Origin of the sequence: Mesorhizobium sp. BH1-1-5 (assembly GCF_020165615.1) — a bacterium.
In the GTDB taxonomy this organism is placed as follows: domain Bacteria; phylum Pseudomonadota; class Alphaproteobacteria; order Rhizobiales; family Rhizobiaceae; genus Mesorhizobium.
This window is the reverse complement of sequence record NZ_JAIUIM010000018.1, coordinates 59,355-80,796: the sequence shown is the minus strand read 5'-3', so window position 1 is coordinate 80,796 and position 21,442 is coordinate 59,355. Positions and strand designations below refer to the sequence as shown.

Genomic DNA, 21,442 nt, shown 5'->3' with positions numbered 1-21,442 from the left:
CGGCAATCGGTCAGGACGGCGAACCGGCTTCGGTCTTGGCGTGCTCGGCCGGATTGGTGCTGTCGATCCACGTGCCGACAGTTGTCAGAGCGAATGAGAGCGCCAGCAATGCCAGACCCCGCCGCAGATAACGCCTTTCCTGCTTCAGCTCCTGCAGCGCCTTCTCCAGCAATTCATTCTCCTGCGCGGCGAGCAGTTCCTGGTTTTTCATCGTGAGCTTCAGCCCGCCGAGCTTGATCAGCGTACCTCGCGAGTCGATCGATCGGAAAGCCGGCGCGGCCAACAGGATGGCCGAGACGAAGCCGCAAACGCCGCCCCCCAGCAACAGCCATGTCGCCGATCCGCCCATCACTCGCTTTCCTTGAGCGTCCGCGGCGGCTCCGGGATCGGCTCGGCCGGCGCGGCTGAGGCCGGCGTCCCGATGGCCGCTCTCCGCGACTCCATCTCCCTGGTCAGAATTTCCAGACTTTCGGGAATGGCCTCCGGCGCGGCTTCCCTCGAAACGGCAAACTCGCGCGCTTCCTCGAGCGCGACGTCGACCGCGACCGATCTTTCGCCCGAACGACTGCCATCATGCACCGCCACGACGGTGCCGGTGATTCCGGCCGGCATGCGCAGCGATGTATCGCGTACCGGTCCCTTCTCGCCGAAGATGGCGCGCAGCAGTCGGGTTTCCGGGCTCTCCGTCGAGTCGTCGCTGATGGGAGTCGTCTTGCCGACGAGGATGTCTCCCTCGCGCAGGCGGACACCAACCCTGGCAATCCCATTGTCGTCGAGATGCCGCAACGCCTCGTCGCCGGCATCGGGGATGTCGCGGGTTATCGTTTCGGGCCCCAGCGCGGTGCCGCGCGCGGCTATGCGATAGGTCCGCAGGCGCGCCGGGGCGGCGACGTCTGCTACCCTGGCTTCTCCGGCGTCGGCCTCTGCCCGCCAACGCTCGGCCAGTGGCTCTTCCGCAAGTCCAGCCGCCATGGCCGTTGGAGTCGCCACGGCCCGCATCGGCGCTGCGGCAGTCACCGCGTTCTTCTCCTCGGCATGCAAGCTCAGCCGCGCGCCGCACGCGTCGGTGAACAGATAGATGAAATCCAGAGGCGGCAGAAAATCCAGCACGCCGCTTTCCACCTGCGAGATGCGCGCCTGGCTGACGCCGAGCTTGGCGGCAATCGCCTGCTGGGTCAGGCCGGCCTGCTTGCGCAAGCCGCGCAATAGCGCCGCGGTCTCGCGAGCGGCGCGCACGCGCAACAGAGGGGCGGCATAGACGCCGTCCTGCTCGATTTCGCCGAGCAGCCTCGAATTATGGTCGCTCATAGGATCCATTCCAATTCCGATCCGACCGACAATCGCCACCTCACCAGGTCGAGAAATGCCGGTTTCGTCGTCTTGCCGCCATCCGGCCCCGTCGCCCGCTCGGATCCGACAAGGCAAAAATCGAATGTCTGGGCGCGTCCGTCGCCTGGAATCGTGGCCGCGATCCGGAACGACATCGACTGGAAGGTCCAAACGTCCTGGAAGCCCTCCCGCTGCCAGAGACCTCGCCTCTCGATGAACCCGTTTCGCCCGATGTCTGCGAGTTCATAAAGACAACCGATGACCGCTGCGGCGTGGTCGCTGTCGATGACTTGGCGCAACCATTGCTCAATCTCGTTTCCGGCGTGAAAACCGGGTCCGCTGCGCACCCAGATTCTCACCGTCTTCTCCGAGAATATAATCCCTGGATTATAAAATGTCCAGATTGATCGGTGGAGAGCCGCGCGGCGGTCACATACCGCGGATGATTTTTGCGGAGATGCTGCACCAAAATTGCCGAACCCAAGCCAATTCCCACCCCGGGTGGAAGGCTAGGACTCGCGGACCATCACCGCAAGAGGTCCGCCATGAACATCGTGCTGATCAATCCGCCGCACACGGCCATAGGCAGCCGCGTGCCCGACGACCATCTGCCGCCGCTCGGCCTCTTGGCGATCGGCGGTCCGCTGATCGATTCCGGCCACCGGGTGCGCCTCGTCGACGCCGAGTTCGGGCCGATGCCGCTCGGCGTGCTGGTCGACGATGTTCTCGGTGGCGATCCGGATTTCGTCCTGATCGGCCATTCCGGCTCGACCTCGGCCCATCCGACGGCCTTGAAGATCGCGCAAATGATCAAGGCCCGGGCGCCGGGCGTCATCGTCATCTATGGCGGTGTCTTTCCGACCTATCATTGGCGCGACATCCTCGCCGCGAGCGACGTCTTCGACTTCATCGTGCGCGGCGAGGGCGAGGCGACCGCGACGGCACTGGTCGAGGCCATCGAGATGCGCCAGCCGGTGGCGAGCGTCGCCGGCATCGCCTATCGCGACGATCTCGGCCGCCCTGTCGCGACGCAACCGGCCATGACCATCGCCGATCTCGATGCCTGGCGCGTCGGCTGGGAGCTGATCGATCATCGCCGCTACTCCTACTGGGGCGGCAAGCGGGCGGTGGTCATGCAGTCCTCGCGCGGCTGCCCGCATCTGTGCAATTATTGCGGCCAGCGCGGCTTCTGGACCCGCTGGCGGCATCGCGATCCGGTCAAGCTCGCCAGGGAGATCGCCTGGCTGCATCGCGAGCACGGCGTCGAGCTGATCAACCTGGCCGACGAGAACCCGACCTCCTCGAAGAAGGCCTGGCGCGCCTTTCTCGACGCCGTGATCGCCGAGAACGTGCCGGTGCTGATCGTCGGCTCGACCCGCGCCGACGACATCGTGCGCGACGCCGATAGTCTTCATCTTTACCGAAAGGCCGGCGTCATTCGATGGCTGCTCGGCATGGAGAACACCGACGAGGAGACGCTGTCGCTGATCCGCAAGGGCGGCAGCACCAAGTCCGATCGTGAAGCGATCCGGCTGCTGCGCCGCCACGGCATCCTGTCGATGGCGACCTGGGTTGCCGGCTTCGAGGACGAGACGTTGCGCGATCTCTGGCGCGGCTTCCGCCAGCTTATCGCCTACGACCCCGACCAGATCCAGGCCCTCTATGTCACGCCGCACCGCTGGACGCCGTTCTTTCGCATCGCCCGCGACCGCAAGGTGATCCAGAAGGATGTTCGCCTCTGGGATTACAAGCACCAGGTGCTGGCGATGACACGGCTGAAGCCGTGGATGCTGTTCTTCGCCGTCAAGCTGATCGAGGTCGCCGTGCAATCGCGCCCGAAGGCGCTGGCGCGCATCCTGTTCCACCCCGACCCGGAGCAGCGTCATTCGATGCGCTGGTACACCAGGATGGGCCGCCGCGTCTGGTTCCGCGAGGTCTGGGGCTTTCTCGCTCGCGACGCCCGCGTCACGGATGGCCCGACATTAGCCGAATTCTGGGGCGCGCCGCAGGACGCCGAGGAGGAATCGATGGTCGTCAGGCGGACGGCCCGCAAGCCGGCTCTACCTGTTTTGGAAGGTAGAGCCGAGCCGGATGAAAAGAGATTAGCCGGATAATAATCTCTACGGAACGATCAGCGTGCCGGCGCCATGTTCGGTGAAGAGCTCGAGCAGCACCGAATGCGGCGTCTTGCCGTTGAGGATGACGACGCCCTCGACGCCGCGCTCGATCGCCTCGATGCAGGTCTCGACCTTCGGGATCATGCCGCCTGACACGGTGCCGTCCTTGATCAGCGCCTTGGCCTCGGCGACCGTCAGCTCGTCGATCAACTTCTTGTTCTTGTCGAGCACGCCGGGCACGTCGGTGAGGAAGAGCAAGCGCGAGGCGCGGCACGCGCCCGCGATTGCGCCCGCGAACGTGTCGGCGTTGATGTTGTAGGTATGGCCGTCGCGGCCGGGCGCCACCGGCGCCAGCACCGGGATCATCTCCGAGCGTGCCAGAAGGTCGAGCAGCGTGCGGTCTACCTCGACCGGCTCGCCGACGAAGCCGAGATCCAGCACCCGCTCGATGTTGGAATCCGGATCGATCATGGTCTTGCGCGCTTTTTCGGCGAACACCATGTTGCCGTCCTTGCCGCAGAGCCCGATCGCCCATTCGCCCTCGGCGTTGATCAGCGCCACGATCTCCTTGTTGATCGAGCCGGCCAGCACCATCTCGACGATCTCGACCGTCTTCTGGTCGGTGACGCGCAGGCCGCCCTCGAACTTGGATTCGATGCCCATCTTGGTGAGCATGGCACCGATCTGCGGCCCGCCGCCATGCACGACGATCGGGTTGACGCCGGACTGTTTCAGAAGCGCGATGTCGCGGGCGAAGGCCTTGCCGAGCTCATGATCGCCCATGGCATGGCCGCCATATTTCACCACCACCGTCTTGTTCTCGTAGCGCTGCATATAGGGCAGCGCCCTGGAAAGCAGCGCGGCCTGCATTTCGGCGGTGGCGGCGATGTCCGTCATCGGTGGGTTCCCGGCTTCTAGGAAAGACGGCGGCGTCTTAGCGGGAATTGCCGCAGGGGGCAAACGGCTTTGCGCTCACAATGACGAAATCGTGCCGAGCTTCTAGGCAGGCACCTTGAGCGGCGCCCGCCGCTTCAGCCATCCCGAAAGCTTCTCCATCTGCGCGGCGAAGGACAAAAGCGTCTCCTCGTCGCCGGGGCGCCCCGCCGCCTGGACACCGAGCGGCAGGCCGCCCGCCGTGACATGCACCGGCAGCGCGATCGACGGCTGGCCGGTGACATTCTGAATCGCCGGCCAGTGGGTGAACCACAGGCTCTTGTCCATCAGTTGGCCGAACAGCGCCTTGACCTTGAGCAGGCGGGTGAGATGCAATTTGTCGAGCAGGTTCTCGATGACTTCGTCGGCGCCCTTGGGATCCATCGAACCGCAGGCCAAAGGCGGGTGCGCGATGATCGGCATCAGCACGGCGTCGAAGCGCGCGGTCTCTTCGATCAGCCGCCGCGCCGTGGCGTTGAGCCGCTGCACACCCTCATAGACCTCGCCGGCGGACAACATTTCGCCAAGCCGGGTGAGCACCCGCGTCGAGCGCTCGACCTCGCCGGTCACCGGCCGGCCGACGCGCTGCGCCTCGCCCCGCATCGTGCCGGCAACGGCCGAGGCGACCGTCTTGCAGAAATCGGCGATGAAGTCGCGGCCGATGAAAGGCAGGTCGATCTCCTCCACCGTGTGGCCGCCTTCGCGCGCCAGCGCCACCGCGGTGTCGAGCGCCGCAAGCGTTTCGACCGAGATCGGCAGGCCGAGCGGCGATTTGCGGTAGACGGCGAGGCTGAGCTTGCCCGGATCGCGCGCCGCGGCGACCGCGAAGAACCCTTGCGGCGCGCGTGCCGTGTAGGGCGAGAGCGGATCGGCGCCATGGGTGAGGTCGAGCAGAAGCGCGGTATCGCGCACCGAGCGGCTGACGGCATGGTCGACGACCATGCCGTACCAGCTTTCGCTGACCAGCGGCGTCAGCGGCACGCGGCCGCGCGAGGTCTTCAGGCCGACCAGCCCGCTGCAGGCCGAAGGCACGCGGATCGAGCCGCCGCCGTCGGAGGCATGCGCCACCGGCACCACGCCCGCCGCCACCAGCGCGGCGGAACCACCGGACGAGCCGCCGGTCGTATGACCGGTGTTCCAGGGATTGCGGGTGATGCCGAAGCGGGCAGACTCCGTCATCAGCCTCAGCCCATGCTCGGGCGAGGTGCTGGTTGCGATCGGGATCAGGCCGGCTGCGAGATAACGCTCGACCATCACCGAGTTGAAATCGGCGGTGAAGGGCGCGATGCGGCTGCCGCCATGGATCGGCACGCCCTTGAGGCCGATGCCGAGATCCTTGAGCGCGAACGGCACGCCGGCCAGCGGCAGCGTGCGGTCGACGGTCTTCGCCCGTGCCCGCGCGGCGTCGTAAAGCGGCGTGGCAATGGCGTTGATGTCGGGCCGCGTCGCCTCGGCGCGCGCGATCGCCGCGTCGACCAGCTCTTGCGGCGCGATTTCGCCTCGATGCACGAGATCGCCAAGCCCTGTCGCATCCTGCTCCCAAAGCACGTGCTCGATCGACATCCGCATCCCCGCTCTTTTCGAAGAGGCTAGAGCAATTCCAGGAAAAGTGTGAGCGGTTTTCCGTCGGGAATTGCGCCAAGACAAGCAGGAGGAGATAGAGCGGTTCGCCGTTTCCGTGAAACGGTGAAACGCTCCAGCCGCGCCCGATTTGCTTGGCAATGGACCATGCCGAAGTGTGTCGGATCAGCCCGCGGCCGTCGGTAAACAAGGCTTCCGGCACCCGTTGCAAATAAATCGCAATCTTCTAATTTGCCGCTATGGCGCCGCAGGACATCAGCAAGCTGATTGTCCGGACTTCGATGAAGGACCGGGCCGCGTTCGATCTGCTCTACAGGCAGACCAGCGCGAAACTTTTCGGCGTCTGCCTTCGTGTCTTGAGGGACAGGGGAGATGCGGAAGAAGCGCTGCAGGAAGTCTTTGTCAAGATATGGACGAAGGCGGATCGTTTCGCGGTTTCCGATCTGAGCCCGATTTCCTGGCTGGTGGCCGTTGCACGCAACCATGCGATCGATCGCATCCGGGCGCGGCGCAGTCCTTCTGCCAACATCGACATAGCCCTCGACGTCGCCGATCCGACGCCGGGACCCGAGGCCATGGCTGTGGCGGGCGGCGAGACCGAACGCATCTACCATTGCCTCGACGAACTGGAAAAAGACCGGGCGGCGGCCGTCCGGGGCGCCTATTTGAGCGGCGAGAGCTATGCCGAGCTGGCGGAGCGCTTCAAGGTTCCGCTGAACACGATGCGGACTTGGCTGCGGCGAAGCCTGCTCAAACTTAGAGAATGCCTGGAAAGATGACGCTGGCGGAAGACAACGGACCGGAACGTAGAGGCGACGACCTGCTCGCCGCCGAATACGTTCTCGGCTTTCTGGCCGCCGACGAACGCCAGATCGCGTCCCGTCGCATCGACACCGAGACGGCATTCGCCCGCCTGGTCGATGCCTGGGAGGTCCACTTCGCGCCGATGGCCGCGGCCTATGCCGCGGTCGAGCCGCCGGCTTCCGTGAAGGTGGCGATCGACCGCGGCCTGTTCGCGTCGTCGGCGTCCACGTCCACGCCGTCCAGCAGCAGCCTGTGGGCGAGCCTGGCGTTTTGGCGCGGCCTCGCCGCCGCGGCCATTGCCGCTTTGGCCGTCTATGCCGCCCTGCCTTACGTCAATCCGCCCGTCACGCAGCCGCAGACCCGGCTTGTCGCCTCGCTGGCCGCCGACAACAGCAATGTCAAATACCTTGCCGTCTATGACGCCGCCCGCCACGAGGTCGGCCTGTCGCTGGTCTCCGGCGACCGCGGCGCCGGCAAGGATTTCGAGCTCTGGATGATCGAGGGCAAGAACGCGCCGGTCTCGATGGGCGTCATTCCCGCCGGTCCGACGGCGCGCATGGCCGTCACCCCGGCCGTCCAGCAGAAGCTCGCGCAAGGCGCCGTGCTCGCCGTCAGCCTCGAGCCGACCGGCGGCTCGCCGACCGGCCAGCCGACCGGCCCTGTCGTCGCCGCGGGTGACCTGAAGGGCATCTGATCTCGATCGGCATATTCTCAAAGACTAATTAAAGTCTATTCCAAGCCTTTGATAAGCGGTGGAAGTCAGCTTTCGCTACAGGTGATGTGAGAGAAATAAATCGAACGAATAAAAAATCTCTCGACGCGCGTGAAACTAACCTTTTTCGAGCCCGTATCTCCTCGTGTTCCCAAGGACGGGAAGAAACAACCCGAGGAGACTGACATCATGCGTAAACTCGCCACCCTTTTGCTCGCCTCTACGCTCGGCTTTTCCGCGCTCGGGGCGGTCGCCTATGCCGCCAATCCGATGGTCGGCGGCGCCCCGATGTATGCCAAGAAGAACATCATCGAGAACGCCGTCAATTCGAAGGACCACACCACCTTGGTCGCCGCGGTCAAGGCAGCCGGCCTGGTCGACACGCTGCAGGGTGCTGGCCCCTTCACCGTCTTCGCACCGACCAACGAGGCCTTCGCGGCGCTGCCGCCCGGCACGGTCGACACGCTGCTCAAGCCCGAGAACAAGGACAAGCTGACCAAGGTGCTGACCTGCCATGTCATCGCCGCCAAGGCGCTGGCCGCCGACGTCGCCAAGATGGCCAAGGCCGATGGCGGCGCCCATCAGGTCAAGACGGTCGGCGGCTGCGAGCTGACGCTGAAGGCCAAGGACGGCAAGGTCACCGTCACCGACGAGAATGGCAATGTCGCCCACGTCACCATCGCCGATGTCCGCCAGTCGAACGGCGTCATCCACGTCATCGACAAGGTTCTCTTGCCGAAGATGTAACAAAGCGGACCTGGCCGGCGAAGACATGGCTGAGCGCCGGCCGCGACATCCAAGATCCGCGCCGCCGGCAAGGGTGTGCTCCGCGTCGTCCCGCCAGGGGCGCGCGGAGCAGCAATTCCAGGAAGGCGCGAAGCAGTTTTGCGTCTGGGATTGTTCAACATGACGGATAGCGCGTCACCGGCTTTTGATTTCCGGATGGCGCTCTATCTTGGCAAAATGCGTCAGGAGGAACGGCCATGAACCGTCGCGACTTTCTCTGGAGCGGGGCTGCCGTTGCCGCTCTCATCGTCGGATCCGGGGCGATGCTGCGCGCCGGCGGACCCAAGCCCGCTCTCGCCGCCGAGACCTTCGAGGTCACCAAGACCGATGCCGAATGGCATGCCATTCTTTCGAACGAGGCCTTCGACGTGCTGCGCAAGCAGGGCACGGAATATCCCGGCACCAGCCCGCTGCTCAATGAGCATCGCAAGGGCATCTTCGCCTGCGCCGGCTGCGACCTGCCGGTCTATTCGTCGGAGACGAAGTTCGATTCCGGCACCGGCTGGCCGAGCTTCTACCAGGAGATCGCCAACGCCATCGGCAAGACCGGGGACAATTCGCTCGGCATGACCCGCACCGAGGTGCATTGCCGACGCTGCGGCGGCCATCTCGGCCATGTCTTCGACGACGGCCCGCCGCCCACCGGCCTGCGCCATTGCATCAACGGCGTGGCGCTCAGCTTCAAGCCGGCGTCTGCCTGAGCAGGCCCCGGCGCCAACACAGGTCAATCGCATAGGGCAGCGCCCCCCTCATCCGGCCGCTTCGCGGCCACCTTCTCCCCGAGGGGAGAAGAGGTTGGCGCCGGCGCCGACAGTCTCCTCTCCCCTCGGGGAGAGGTCAGCCGAGCGAAGCGGAGGGCTGGGTGAGGGGGAGCGCCCTATGCGATTTCTCCCAAAAGAATGACCCCGGAAATCGTCGCCGATTTCCGGGGTCACGCGTTGAGGAAGCCAGGCGGGGGTTCCGGCTCCTCAATGGCCTCCGCCGCCACCGCCGCCCTGCTGGGCCGGCTTGTTGATGAACAGCACGAAGAATCCGAGCGAGGCGAACAGCACCGTCAGCATCATGAACACGTCCATGAAGGACAAAAGCGCCGCCTGCTGCTGCACCATGCCGGACAGTTTCGAGATCGCGGCCGTCGTGGCATCGAGCCCGGCGGTCTGCTCGAAATTCTGCGTCATGTTCTGCAGCTTCTCCTGCGCCGCCGCGCTGCCCCACTGCACATGCTCGGAAAGCCTTGCATAATGGAAGGCGTTGCGGTCGATCAGCACCGTGTTGATCACCGCGAGACCCACAGCGCCGCCGAGGTTGCGGGTCAGGTTGAACAGGCCCGACGCATTCTTCAGCCGGTCCGGCGGCAGCGTGCCGAGCGCGATGTTGTTGATCGGCACCATGCACAGCATCATCGAGCAGCCGCGCAGGATCTGCGGGATAAGCAGCTCATAAAAATCCCAGTCGGCGGTGAGATGCGTCATCCACCATGTGCCGGTGGCGAAGCCGAGGAAGCCGATCATCATCATCAGCCTGAGATCGATCTTGTTCGACAGGATGCCGGCAATCGGCGCGGTGAAGAACATCGCCAGGCCGCTGACGAACAGCGCCTCGCCGATCATCATCGAATCGTAGCCGCGGATGCGCCCCAGGAACACCGGATAGAGGTAGGTGAGCCCGTAAAGGCCGATGCCGACGACGAAGGAGAACAGCGAGCCGAAGGCGAAATTGACGTTGCTGAACGCCCTGAGGTCGACGATCGGCTCCTCGGCGGTGAAGACGCGCCAGAAGAAGATGATGCCGCCGATGGTCATGATGACGGCGCAGGCAAACACTGCCGGCTCCTGCAGCCAGTCATGGTTCGGGCCTTCCTCCAGCACATATTCCATGCAGCCGAGGAAGGCGGCCATGCCGGCCAGGCCCCACCAGTCGAACTTGGAGAACAGCTTCAGGTTGGGCTTGTCGAAATCGATCAGCGCCCAGGCCGCCGTCGCCACCAGGATGCCGGGCACGACATTGATCAGGAACAGCCAGTGCCAGGACATGGCGTGGCTGATATAGCCGCCCACCGTCGGGCCGATCGTCGGCGCCAGCGTCGCCACCAGGCCGATCATCGGCGAGACGACGGCGCGCTTGGAGGGCGGGAAGATGGTGAAGGCGGCCGCGAAGACACTGGGGATCATGCCGCCGCCAATGAAACCCTGGATGGCGCGGTAGACGATCATCTGGTCGATGTTGGTGGCGGTGGCGGCGAGCGCGCTGGCCGCGGTGAAGCCGGCCGCCGCGGTGGTGAACAGCACGCGCGTCGACAGCATGCGGCTGAGGAAGCCGGATAGCGGGATCATCACCACCTCGGCGATCAAATAGGCGGTTTGCACCCACGGGATCTCGTCGGAGCTGGCCGAGAGGCCCGCCTGGATTTCCGACAGCGATGCCGAGACGATCTGGATGTCGAGGATCGCCATGAACATGCCGAACACCATCGCCAGGAAGGCGACGACGCGGCGCACAGGCATATGGTCCGCGGGCAGGGCCGGCGCGGCGACGACCGGGCGTCCGGGCATTGATCCTGCGGTGATGGTTGCGGTTGCCATGTCATGGCCTCCCTAAGCAATTCTCGAGGACGAGCGTTGGCGGTCCCGGATTGCGTCGAAACGGATAAAGCAGGCTGGGCGGCCCGGCGCTCGAATGGCCACCGAACCGCCCCCCGATAGCCTAGTTGGTCGTCGAGGCCGGCGCGGTGCGGCTGTCGACCGCGACGACGACGCTCAAGCCCGCGCGCAGCTTGCCGGTCTTCAAGACGTCGGCCGGCACGTCGATGCGCACCGGCACGCGCTGCACCACCTTGGTGAAGTTGCCGGTGGCGTTTTCCGGCGGCAGCAGCGAGAACACCGCGCCGGAAGCCGGCGCCAACGAGGAGACCGTGCCTTGGAAGGCCCGGCCGTCGATCGCGTCCACGGTGATGCGGACCTTCTCGCCAGGCACCATGTGGCCGAGCTGCGTCTCCTTGAAGTTGCCGACGATGTAGAGCTTGTCCATCGGCACGACGACGGCGAGCTTCTGTCCAGGGCTGACGAGGTCGCCCTGCTCGACCGAGCGGTTGCCGACGACGCCGTCATAGGGCGCCTTCAGCACGGTGAAGGACAGGTCGCGCTGGGCCTTGTCGCGGGTGAGCTGCAGCGAGGCCAGCGTCGAAGCCGATTCCGCGCGCTGGGCTTCCAGCACGCCGATATTGGCCTGCGCCGCGGCGATCTGGGCATCGGCGCCGACAAGCGCCGCCTTGGCCTGGTCGAGCGCGGTCTGGGCGTCGTCGAGCTGCGCCTGCGTGCCGACATGGGTCTTGAGCAGCTGCGCGGCGCGGTCCTGGGCGCGCGCCGCATTGTCGGCGGCGGCCTGGTCCGCGACCTTCGAGGCCTGGGCCTGCTGCAGCGAAGCCTCGGCTGCCTTGGTCTGGGCATCGATGCGGTCGAGCGTCTTGCTCAATGTGGCGATCTGCGCCTCGGCCTGGGCGACCGCGATCTTGTAGTCGCCATTGTCGATGACGAACAGCGGGTCGCCGGCCTTGACCTGCTGGTTCTCGCTCACCAGCACCTTGTCGATATAACCGGATATTTTCGGCGACACGAACGACATATCGGCCTGGACATAGGCGTCGTCGGTGGAGATCATGAACCGGCCGTCGGTCCAATAGTCATACCCATACCAGGAGCCGGCGCCGAGCAGGGCGAGGCCGATGATCGGCAAAAGGAAAGAGCGCACCGAACGCTTCTTCTTGGCAGGCGCTTCGGCCGGAGCCGCGACGGGAGCGGCGGGCTGGACAGGAACTTCCGGCGCTTCGGTCGACGGTTGGACCTTGGCGTTGGGAAACGTGCGGACTTCGGCGGTGGCGGGCGCGTTGGAGGACATGAGTATCTCTCTGGAATGTCATTCATACTGAACCGTTCGGTTCGAATTGGTGATTGACATAGCGCGGAAAGAGGACCATATCAAGAGGAAATCGAACCGAGCGGTTCGAAATATTTTCTAAGGAATGACTTCCATGGTCGAAACGACAGCCGATAGCGATCTGCTCGACTTACGCAAGGGACGTCCGGCGGCCGGACAGGACCCGGTCAAGCGCGCCCAGATCATCGAAGGCGCCCGACGCGTCTTCATAGACAAGGGCTTCGAGGCCGCCTCGATGAACGACATAACGCGCGAGGCCGGCGTCTCCAAGGGCACGATCTACGTCTATTTCGAGAACAAGGAAGAGCTGTTCGAGGCTCTCATCGAGGAAGAGCGCGGCACCATCTTCAAGAACATGTATGAGGTGCTCGACCATTTCGGCGACCTGCGCAACACGCTGGTGAAGTTCGGCATGGGGCTCTCCGCCAAGATCACCTCGGCCAAGGTCATCCAGGCCCAGCGCACCGTGGTCGGCGCGTCCGACAGGATACCCGAGCTCGGCGCGCGTTTTTACGAGCGCGGTCCGAAGCGCGGCCACGACAAGGTCATGGCCTTCCTCGCCGAAGCCGTCGAACGCGGCCTGCTCAAGATCGACGATGTCGACCTTGCCGCCTATCAGTTCACCGAACTCTGTCTCGCCGGCCTGTTCCGCCAGTGCATCTTTTCCTACCGCACCAAGGCGCCGAGCCTGGCGGAGATCGAGCATATCGTGACGTCCGGCGTCGATGTGTTCCTCAAGGCCTACGCGACGGAAAAATTCCTCGCCGAGGAACGGGCGCTGCAATCCGCCTGACCGCCATCAGGCGTGTGGATCCGAAGCGAGACCGAAGGGCCGTGGCGCGCCTTCGAGGGCGCGGACATGACGGCTGAACGCAACGGCGTCGAGGTCGTCCGCCGACCCTCTTAAAATATCGATCGCCATCGTCCGGCAGGCACTTTCGGAAGGACCTGTTAACCATCGCTTCCTATGTCTCGGGAGACGTTCAATCGGCGAGTCTCGAGAATGACATCCATGCGCTTTTCCCGTGCCAACCTTTCCGGCGCTTCCGCCTACAACGGCGAAGACGATGACCGCGCCGAGGATGTCGGGAGCGCTGGCCGAGGGCCGCAAGCGGGGCAGGTGGTCGCCTTGCGCGCGGCGCCGGCGGGCGAATCGGACGCGGCTCACGCCGCATCGTCCGACTCGGCCGATGACGGCGAGTTCAACCGCCCGACATGGCAGAATTATTTCTTCCTCGCGCCCAATGTGCGCTTTACCCGCACGCCGGACACCGACCTCGCCAAGCGAACCGCCCCGCAGGAAGATGCCGCGCAGAACAAGGCGCCCATCCGCGAATCTGTCCGGCCGGCGCCGGCCGCTCCGGTCCGGAAAAGTCCCGCCGTCACAGCCGCTCCTGCCGCGGCGCCGATGCAAGCCAAACCGGCCCGCGCGCCTTCCACGGTCACCCCAGCCGCGATCCCCGTTCCTCCGGCCGCGTCGCCCCAGGCCGCTGCCGCCGCGGCGCCCAGGCCGCGCATGACGGGATTGCGCTGGTCCTATCTTTCCGACCATGCCTTCTTCGAATTCGGCATGCCCTTCCTCGCCGAGCGCCTGGCGCGGGCACGTTTGAACGAAGCCGGTCAGGCGCCCGCCGTTCCGGCGCAGCCCCCCGTCAAGCCGACGCCGGCGCATCGTCCGGCAGCCGAGCCGAACCAGACCCGCGCCGCCTTCATGAGCGAGGCGACGTCGTTTTACCGGGTCATCGAATGGCGCTCCAACGTGGCGGACGCCGGCTTCGCCTCGGCGCCGGCCGCGGCAGCCGTCCAGCCTGCACCTGTCGAGCCCATGCCGGCTTCCGCTCCGTCGAGTGTGCGGACGGCCAGGCAGGCGCCTTCGCTGCCCATGGCCGGAGAGGTCATGCCGCTATCCGCGATGGCCGGCTACGCGCTTCCCTCCGAGGATCTTCTGCAGATGCCGCCGGAAGGCCAGGGCTTCTACATGTCGCAGGAGCGGATGGAGCAGAACGCCGACCTGCTCGAAAGCGTGCTGGAGGATTTCGGCGTCAAGGGCGAGATCATCCATGTCCGCCCCGGTCCGGTCGTCACGCTCTACGAGTTCGAGCCGGCGCCGGGCGTGAAATCGAGCCGCGTCATCGGATTGGCCGACGACATCGCCCGCTCGATGTCGGCCATCTCGGCCCGCGTCGCGGTGGTGCCGGGCCGCAATGTCATCGGCATCGAGCTGCCCAACGAGACGCGCGAGACGGTCTATTTCCGCGAGCTGATCGGCTCGGCCGGTTTTCGCAACACCTCCTGCAAGCTGGCGCTCGGCCTCGGCAAGACGATCGGCGGCGAACCAGTCATCGCCGAGCTCGCCAAGATGCCGCATCTGCTGGTGGCGGGCACCACCGGCTCGGGCAAGTCGGTCGCCATCAACACCATGATCCTGTCGCTGCTCTACCGGATGAAGCCGGAGGAATGCCGCCTCATCATGGTCGATCCCAAGATGCTGGAGCTCTCCGTCTATGACGGCATCCCACATCTCCTGACGCCGGTCGTCACCGATCCCAAGAAGGCGGTGACGGCGCTGAAATGGGCGGTGCGCGAGATGGAGGACCGCTACCGCAAAATGGCGCGCCTCGGCGTGCGCAACATCGACGGCTACAACCAGCGCGCCGCAAGCGCCCGTGACAAGGGCGAGGTCGTGACCATGCAGGTGCAGACGGGCTTCGAGAGGGGCACGGGCGAACCGCTGTTCGAGGAACGCTCGATCGATCTCGCGCCCATGCCCTATATCGTCATCATCGTCGACGAGATGGCCGACCTGATGATGGTCGCCGGCAAGGAGATCGAAGGCGCCATCCAGCGCCTGGCGCAGATGGCGCGCGCCGCCGGCATCCACTTGATCATGGCCACGCAGCGCCCGTCCGTCGACGTCATCACCGGCACGATCAAGGCCAATTTCCCGACCCGCATCTCCTTCCAGGTGACGTCCAAGATCGACAGCCGCACCATCCTTGGCGAGCAGGGTGCCGAGCAGCTGCTCGGCCAGGGCGACATGCTGCATATGGCCGGCGGCGGGCGCATTTCGCGCGTGCACGGCCCGTTTGTCTCCGACCTGGAGGTCGAGCAGGTCGTGGCGCATCTGAAAGCGCAGGGACGTCCCGAATATCTCGACACCGTCACCGCCGACGAGGAAGAGGCCGAGGAAGCGGCCGACACCGGCCCGGTCTTCGACAAAAGCGCGATCGCCGAGGAGGATGGCGATGCCCTCTATGAAGAGGCCATCAAAGTGGTCAAGCGCGACAAGAAATGCTCGACCTCCTACATCCAGCGCCGCCTCGGCGTCGGCTACAACCGCGCCGCCTCGCTGGTCGAACGCATGGAAAAGGAAGGCCTTGTCGGCGCCCCCAACCATGTCGGCAAGCGCGAGATCCTGACCGGCCGGCGCGATCGTGAGCCCGAACGCGACGAGACGGATTGATCCCTGGAGGATCGGCCTCTGGCGAGCGGCGTCAGCCGCCGTTCGCCACCAGGGCGATCGCCGCGCGCAGCTCATCCAGCCCCGCGGCTTTTTCAGACGAGGTGGCGAGCACCACCGGAAACGCCGCCGGCCGCTTCTTGATCTTGGCCAGCGTCTCCTCGATCAGCCTCGGCACGCCGGCGGCCTTGATCTTGTCCGTCTTGGTCAGCACCACCTGGTAGGACACCGCAGCCTTGTCGAGCAGGGTCAGCACTTCCTCGTCCTTGGCCTTGATGCCGTGGCGCGCGTCGATCAGCACATAGACGCGCTTCAGCGTCACGCGGCCCTGCAGATATTCGTAGATGAGCTTGGTCCACTCATCGACCTTGTCCTTCGGCGCGCTCGCATAGCCGTAGCCCGGCATGTCGACCAGCGCCATCGGCGGCAGGTCGGTGCCTTCGCCGGAAAAGCCGTCTGGCACGAAATAGTTGAGCTCCTGCGTGCGGCCCGGCGTGTTCGACGTTCGCGCCAGGCCCTTGTGCCCGACCAGCGCGTTGATCAGCGACGACTTGCCGACATTGGAGCGGCCGGCGAAGGCGATCTCCGGCGGTCCTTCCGGCGGCAGGAACTTCATCGACGGCACGCCGCGGATGAAGACCCAGCCGCGGGTGAACAGCTCCGGGCTGATCGCCGTTTCGTTCGTGCTCTTGTCGCCTGTCATTTTTTCGGGCGCGTTCAAACCGCTGCCTCCAGCCTGGAAATGTCGGCGCCGCGAATGGCATTGAGGTTGCGGCCGATCTTGTCGACCGGCCAGTCCCACCAGGCCGCCTTGAGTAGCCGCCGCACCGTGAATTCGTCGAAGCGCATCTTCACCACCTTGGCCGGATTGCCGGCGACGATCGCATAAGACGGCACGTCGTGCGTGACAACCGATTTCGCCGCCACGATGGCGCCGTCGCCCACCGTCACGCCCGGCATGATCACCGCATCCATGCCGATCCACACGTCATTGCCGATAAGAGTGTCGCCGCGTATCTCCTTCGACCATGTCTCAGGGTCGAAGCCTTCCTCCCAGCCATGGCCGAAGATGTTGAACGGATAGGTCGAGAAGCCGGACATGGCGTGATTGGCGCCGTTCATGATGAAGCGCGCGCCTTCCGCGATGGCGCAGAACTTGCCGATCACCAGCCGGTCGCCGATGAAGTCGTAGTGATGCAGCACGCATTTCTCGGCGAATTTGTCGGGACCGTCGGGATCGTCGTAATAGGTGAAGTCGCCGATCTCGATGTTGGGCGACGTCACCAGCCCCTTCAGGAAGCCGACGCGCGGATGCATTGCGATCGGATGCTTGATGTCGGGGTTGGGTCCGGTCATCGCGGTCCCTCCATGGTAGCAGGCATGTTCCGGCGCGGCTGGCGCCACCCGCGCGCTATCAAACTAACGTGATCCGTTCTCCAGCGCCAACCGTTCAATGGTTGCCGCGGCAGATCACGATGGGATTGGAAAGGGCGCTGTCGAAGCCGCTGCCTTGATACACCTGGACGTTCGAGGCGCCGGGCGGCAGCGAGAAGCTGCCCTCGACGATTTTCTGGTCGCCGGTCGTCGTGTGCAGCGCCCAGCTGAAGGTGCAGAACTGCGGCGGCGCCTTGGGTTGCACGTGGCTGCAGTTGAGCTGCGCGCCGCCCAGCATCGCAGCTCCGCCGCAGCTCACCGCGTCCTTCGCGGCAGCCGGAAAGGCGTATCCCATGAGCAGCGCCAGCATGGTGATCTTGAGCCGGTTCATCGTCTTGTCCTTGCCGTAACCCGCGCCGGTCCGGCCGGGTTCTGGCCTATGCGATATTTTTACCAAGCGCCTTAGTCGGTCTTGCGCTCCGCGTCCAGCAGGATTATGTGCATGATGATAATAAGCATGCTCACGAAGGCTTGTTCGCCGATTCCGAAGACCTCCCATGTCCACCTCGCCCAATATCAGCTTCGTGCTGCACGATGTCGCGCGCCTGCTCAGGAAGCGTTTCGAACAGCGCTCGCGCGCCGCTGGCCTGACCCGCGCGCAATGGCAGGTGCTGGCCTATCTTTCGGTGCATGAGGGCATCCACCAGAACAAGCTGGCCGACCTCATCGAGATCATGCCGATCACGCTGGCAAGGCTGCTCGACAAGATGCAGGCGGGCGGCTTCATCGAACGCCGGCCCGATCCGGCCGACCGCCGGGCATGGCTTCTCTATCTGACCCCGAAGGCCCATCCGCTCGTCGAAGTGATGCGCAGCAACGGCCAGAAGACGCGCGAGGAGGCCTTCACCGGCCTGTCCGCGGACGCGCAGCGGCAACTGCTGCAAACCCTTTGCCTGATCAAATCCAATCTGCTCGAGGCCTGCGCCCAGCCGGCCGTCGACCGGGAGAAAGTCAATGTCTGAAGGAAACTCACCCAGAAAGCCCGCCGACGAGGAAAGAGCAAGCGACCAGGTCATTCACCTGGACAGCCAGCGCGAGCAGAGGCGCGGCAATCCGCCTGTCGTCGAAGACGACGAGCTGGAAACCCCCATTGCCCCGGAGCCGGCAGCCGAGGCTCCCTCGGCACAGCCGAAGCCGGCTGCCGTCACGGTGGCTCCGCCCGCTCCCGTAAAGCCGCGCCGCAGCCGGACGCGGCCGATCCTGTTCGCGCTGCTGCCCGTCGCGCTGGTGGCCGGCGGCTACTACTATGTCGTCGGCGGCCAGGTCATGACCACCGACAACGCCTATATCCAGGCGCAGTCGCTCGGCGTTTCGACCGACGTCTCCGGCACCGTGCAGGAGATCGACGTGCATGACAACCAGGCGGTGAAGAAGGGCGATGTGCTCTTCCGTCTGCGGCCCGCCTCCTTCGAAACCGCGCTCGCCGGCGCCAAGGCGCAGCTCGGCACCGTGCGCAACCAGGTGCTGACGCTGCAGGCAAGCTACCAGCAGTCGCTGGCGTCGATCGACCAGGCGCAAGCGGACATCCCCTATTACGAGTCGGCCTTCCAGCGTCAGCAGGACCTGCTCAAGACCTCGACCGCTTCCAAGGCGACCTTCGACAGCGCCCAGCACGACCTCGTCGCCGCCCGCCAGAAGGTGACCGTCGCCAAGGCGCAGGCGCAGGCGATGCTTGCCCAGCTCGGCGGCGACGCCAGCCAGCCGGTCGAGCAGAACCCGTTCTATCTCCAGGCCCAGTCCGCGGTGGACGACGCCCAGCGCAACCTCAACGATTCCATCGTCAAGGCGCCGTTCGACGGCGTCGTCACCAATGTCGACGCGCTGCAGGTCGGCAAGTACCTGCCGGCCTCGCAGCCGGCCTTCAGCCTGGTATCGTCGACCGACATCTGGATCGCCGCCGAGCCCAAGGAAACCGAGCTGACCTATGTGCGCCCGGGCCAGGAGGCGACGATCAGCATCGACGGCTATCCGGGCGAGGTCTGGCACGGCACGGTCGGCTCGATCAGCCCGGCTTCCTCGTCGAGCTTCTCGCTGCTGCCGGCGCAGAACACCAGCGGCAACTGGGTCAAGGTCGTGCAGCGTATCCCGATGCGGGTGACGATCGACGATCCGGACGGCAAGCCGCCGCTGCGCGGCGGCATGAGCGCGGTGGTCGGCATCGACACCGGCCATGCCCGCGGCCTGCCCGACTTCGTCACCGACCTCTTCAAGCGGTTCGGACAAAAGTCATGACCACCGCTTCCGCGACAGGCGCGCCCGCGGTCGCCAATCGCGGCGCCATTACCGCTTGCGTGATCCTGGCGGTCATCATGCAGGCGCTGGACACCACCATCGCCAATGTGGCGCTGCCTTATATCCAGGGCAGCGTCTCGGCCAGCGCCGACCAGATCAACTGGGTGCTTACCTCCTATATCGTCGCCGCGGCCGTGATGACGCCGCCATCCGGCTATCTGGCCAACCGCTTCGGCCGCAAGCGCATCCTTCTGGTGGCGATCACCGGCTTCGTCGTCGCCTCGGTGCTGTGCGGCTTCGCGCAGTCGCTGCCGCAGATCGTCGGCTTCCGCCTGCTGCAGGGCCTGTTCGGCGCGGCGCTCGTGCCGCTGTCGCAGTCGATCCTGCTCGACATCTACAGCGTCGAGGAGCGCGGCTCGGCCATGGCGCTGTTCGGCGTCTCGGTCATGGTCGGCCCGGTGCTGGGGCCGGTCATCGGCGGCTGGCTGACCGAGAACGTCTCCTGGCGCTGGGTCTTCTACATCAACGTGCCGATCGGCGCGCTGGCCTTTATGGGCGTCTCGATGTTCGTCCAGGAAACCAAGCTCGACCTCAAGGCCAGGCTCGACTGGCTGGGCTTCGGCATGCTCTCGATCGCCATCGCCTCGCTGCAGATGTTCCTCGACCGCGGCGAGCAGCTCAACTGGTTCTCCTCAGCCGAGATCATCGTCGAGGCCCTGGTCTGCGCCTCGGCCTTCTACATCTTCATCGTCCACACCTTCACCGCGCGCGACACCTTCGTGAACCCGCGGCTGTTCCTCGACCGCAACTTCGCCGTCGGCATGGTGTTCATCTTCATCATCGGCATCACCTATCTCGCCTCGCTGGCGCTGATGACGCCTTACCTGCAGACGCTGATGGGCTATCCGGTGGTGACCGCCGGCATCGTCATGGGGCCGCGCGGCCTCGGCACAATGGCCTGCATGTTCATCGTCGGCCGGCTGGTCGGCAAGGTCGACACGCGCTGGTTGCTGTTCATCGGCCTTGCGATCACCGCCTGGGCGATGTACGACATGACCGGCTGGACGCCGGACGTCTCGCAATGGACGATCATCAGCACCGGCTTCATCCAGGGCGCCGGCTTGGGCTTCCTGTTCGTGCCGCTCACCACCATCACCTTCGCCACGCTGGCGCCGGAACGGCGCGCGGAAGGCACCGGCCTCTACAATCTGTCGCGCAATATCGGCTCCAGCGTCGGCATCTCGGTGGTCACGGCGCTCTTGACGCAGAACCAGCAGATCAACCACGCCAACATCGCCACCTATGTGACGCCCTACAATCCGGCCTTCAGCGATCCGGCGATCTCGCAGGCGCTGAGCCCCTACACCGCCGCCGGCCGTGCCGCGCTCGACGGCCTGGTCACGCTGCAGGCGACGATCATCAGCTATGTCGACGACTTCAAGCTGATGATGATCCTGTCCCTGGCCGCCATCCCGCTGGTGCTTCTGCTGCGCAAGCCGGGCACGCCGGCCAAGATCGATCACAGCGCCGTCATGGAATGAAGGACCGGGATCCCGCCGCCGCGGGATCCCGGCCTGCCGGACAGCCTCCCAAACACCGGCGTCGTTGCGCCGGAAGCGATCCGGCCCTTTGGGGAGGACTGGGATCATACGAAGCGAGCCGGCGCGGAGTTTCACGGCTTCTGATAAATTTGCGAAAATCATTCTCGCCCCGGCACATCGAGGGCAATCACGTATGGGTTTATCGGTGAAGGCCAACGCAACGCCGCCGATCAAGGCATGCCGGTTATCTGAACTCCGAAAGCCACACGCGATCGCCTTGTCCGAATGGCACCGACGTTGGAGATCGGCCGAACCCCCTGTGACGTCGTCATGCTCGGGCTTGACCCGAGGATCCATTCCGTGACCTTTGCCGCAGAGTGTAGCAGCGCAGAATTCTGTAACCGTTGCAATGCCTTAGCGTAACGGCATGGATTCCAGGGTCTGCGCGCGTCGCTTCGCTCCTTGCTCCGCCCCGGAATGACGACCGGGAAGAGAGACACGGCCAATCGCGAAGGTGGCGCTGTCCCGTCGGCATTTCCAACGAAAAACCCCGGCCGTTGGCCGGGGTTTTGGTGTGGGG

The 21,442-nt window shown here is 65.2% G+C and carries 20 protein-coding genes; 10 read left to right on the top strand and 10 right to left on the bottom strand.

Features of this window, described 5'->3' with window-relative positions; genetic code table 11:
- Positions 1-10: 10 nt before the first annotated feature.
- The 3 genes from LB572_RS22990 to LB572_RS22980 are packed head-to-tail and all read right to left on the bottom strand — an operon-like array spanning position 11 to position 1,688.
- Positions 11-349 (bottom strand): hypothetical protein, encoded by a 339-nt coding sequence (locus tag LB572_RS22990; protein WP_224669326.1) that lies wholly within the window; start codon positions 347-349, stop codon positions 11-13.
- Positions 349-1,308, bottom strand: a complete 960-nt coding sequence (locus LB572_RS22985; protein WP_224669325.1) for a helix-turn-helix domain-containing protein — start codon at positions 1,306-1,308, stop codon at positions 349-351. Before LB572_RS22985 ends, LB572_RS22990 begins: the two co-directional genes overlap by 1 nt.
- Positions 1,305-1,688 carry a hypothetical protein gene (locus tag LB572_RS22980; RefSeq protein WP_140801521.1) on the bottom strand — a complete coding sequence of 128 codons (384 nt, stop codon included), beginning with the start codon at positions 1,686-1,688 and terminating at the stop codon, positions 1,305-1,307. Before LB572_RS22980 ends, LB572_RS22985 begins: the two co-directional genes overlap by 4 nt.
- 186 nt (positions 1,689-1,874) lie before the next feature.
- Here LB572_RS22980 and bchE point away from each other — a divergent pair, with 186 nt between their 5' ends.
- Entirely contained in the window at positions 1,875-3,443 is a 1,569-nt protein-coding gene (bchE, locus tag LB572_RS22975) for a magnesium-protoporphyrin IX monomethyl ester anaerobic oxidative cyclase (protein ID WP_224669324.1), read from the top strand.
- A 6-nt stretch (positions 3,444-3,449) separates the two neighbouring features.
- Here the strand turns inward: bchE and argB are convergent, their stop codons facing one another.
- Together argB and LB572_RS22965 are read right to left on the bottom strand one after the other, a co-directional pair.
- A complete protein-coding gene (argB, locus tag LB572_RS22970; protein ID WP_140801519.1) occupies positions 3,450-4,343 on the bottom strand; it encodes an acetylglutamate kinase in 894 nt (297 codons plus the stop codon).
- Positions 4,344-4,445: 102 nt separating this feature from the next.
- A complete protein-coding gene (locus tag LB572_RS22965) occupies positions 4,446-5,942 on the bottom strand; it encodes an amidase (protein WP_224669323.1) in 1,497 nt (498 codons plus the stop codon).
- Between the two features lie 257 nt (positions 5,943-6,199).
- Here LB572_RS22965 and LB572_RS22960 point away from each other — a divergent pair, with 257 nt between their 5' ends.
- From LB572_RS22960 to msrB, 4 genes are all read left to right on the top strand, one after another.
- Complete coding sequence (locus LB572_RS22960) at positions 6,200-6,739, top strand: sigma-70 family RNA polymerase sigma factor (protein ID WP_140801517.1); 540 nt, start codon at positions 6,200-6,202, stop codon at positions 6,737-6,739.
- Positions 6,736-7,458 (top strand): anti-sigma factor domain-containing protein, encoded by a 723-nt coding sequence (locus tag LB572_RS22955; RefSeq protein WP_224669322.1) that lies wholly within the window; start codon positions 6,736-6,738, stop codon positions 7,456-7,458. The genes LB572_RS22960 and LB572_RS22955 overlap by 4 nt, the downstream gene beginning before the upstream one ends.
- A 207-nt stretch (positions 7,459-7,665) precedes the next feature.
- Positions 7,666-8,223, top strand: a complete 558-nt coding sequence (locus LB572_RS22950) for a fasciclin domain-containing protein (protein WP_224669321.1) — start codon at positions 7,666-7,668, stop codon at positions 8,221-8,223.
- 236 nt (positions 8,224-8,459) lie between these two features.
- Entirely contained in the window at positions 8,460-8,963 is a 504-nt protein-coding gene (gene msrB, locus LB572_RS22945) for a peptide-methionine (R)-S-oxide reductase MsrB (RefSeq protein WP_224669320.1), read from the top strand.
- Positions 8,964-9,230: 267 nt separating this feature from the next.
- Here msrB and LB572_RS22940 read toward each other — a convergent pair whose 3' ends face one another.
- The gene (locus tag LB572_RS22940) at positions 9,231-10,844 is read right to left on the bottom strand and encodes a DHA2 family efflux MFS transporter permease subunit (protein WP_140801513.1); all 1,614 of its coding nucleotides are present in this window, start codon (positions 10,842-10,844) and stop codon (positions 9,231-9,233) included.
- Positions 10,845-10,965: 121 nt separating this feature from the next.
- Positions 10,966-12,156 (bottom strand): HlyD family secretion protein, encoded by a 1,191-nt coding sequence (locus LB572_RS22935; RefSeq protein ID WP_224669319.1) that lies wholly within the window; start codon positions 12,154-12,156, stop codon positions 10,966-10,968.
- 133 nt (positions 12,157-12,289) lie between these two features.
- Here LB572_RS22935 and LB572_RS22930 point away from each other — a divergent pair, with 133 nt between their 5' ends.
- Positions 12,290-12,988 (top strand): TetR/AcrR family transcriptional regulator, encoded by a 699-nt coding sequence (locus tag LB572_RS22930; protein WP_224669318.1) that lies wholly within the window; start codon positions 12,290-12,292, stop codon positions 12,986-12,988.
- A gap of 219 nt (positions 12,989-13,207) precedes the next feature.
- Positions 13,208-15,658, top strand: a complete 2,451-nt coding sequence (locus tag LB572_RS22925) for a DNA translocase FtsK (protein ID WP_224669317.1) — start codon at positions 13,208-13,210, stop codon at positions 15,656-15,658.
- 31 nt (positions 15,659-15,689) lie between these two features.
- Here LB572_RS22925 and yihA read toward each other — a convergent pair whose 3' ends face one another.
- The 3 genes from yihA to LB572_RS22910 all read right to left on the bottom strand — a co-directional run bounded on the left by yihA (position 15,690) and on the right by LB572_RS22910 (position 17,420).
- A complete protein-coding gene (gene yihA / locus LB572_RS22920) occupies positions 15,690-16,358 on the bottom strand; it encodes a ribosome biogenesis GTP-binding protein YihA/YsxC (RefSeq protein WP_224669316.1) in 669 nt (222 codons plus the stop codon).
- Between the two features lie 14 nt (positions 16,359-16,372).
- Positions 16,373-17,011 carry a CatB-related O-acetyltransferase gene (locus LB572_RS22915; protein WP_224669315.1) on the bottom strand — a complete coding sequence of 213 codons (639 nt, stop codon included), beginning with the start codon at positions 17,009-17,011 and terminating at the stop codon, positions 16,373-16,375.
- A 94-nt stretch (positions 17,012-17,105) separates the two neighbouring features.
- On the bottom strand, positions 17,106-17,420 hold the full coding sequence (locus tag LB572_RS22910; RefSeq protein ID WP_224669314.1) for a hypothetical protein: 315 nt from the start codon (positions 17,418-17,420) through the stop codon (positions 17,106-17,108).
- 166 nt (positions 17,421-17,586) lie between these two features.
- Between LB572_RS22910 and LB572_RS22905 the strand changes: the two genes are divergently transcribed.
- From LB572_RS22905 to LB572_RS22895, 3 genes are read left to right on the top strand one after another with little or no spacing between them, the layout of a single operon-like run.
- A complete protein-coding gene (locus tag LB572_RS22905; protein WP_224669313.1) occupies positions 17,587-18,051 on the top strand; it encodes a MarR family winged helix-turn-helix transcriptional regulator in 465 nt (154 codons plus the stop codon).
- Positions 18,044-19,321: an HlyD family secretion protein gene (locus tag LB572_RS22900; RefSeq protein WP_140801506.1), complete on the top strand. Its 1,278-nt coding sequence runs from the start codon at positions 18,044-18,046 to the stop codon at positions 19,319-19,321. The genes LB572_RS22905 and LB572_RS22900 overlap by 8 nt, the downstream gene beginning before the upstream one ends.
- On the top strand, positions 19,318-20,862 hold the full coding sequence (locus LB572_RS22895) for a DHA2 family efflux MFS transporter permease subunit (protein WP_140801505.1): 1,545 nt from the start codon (positions 19,318-19,320) through the stop codon (positions 20,860-20,862). Before LB572_RS22900 ends, LB572_RS22895 begins: the two co-directional genes overlap by 4 nt.
- The last annotated feature ends 580 nt before the right edge of the window (positions 20,863-21,442 follow it).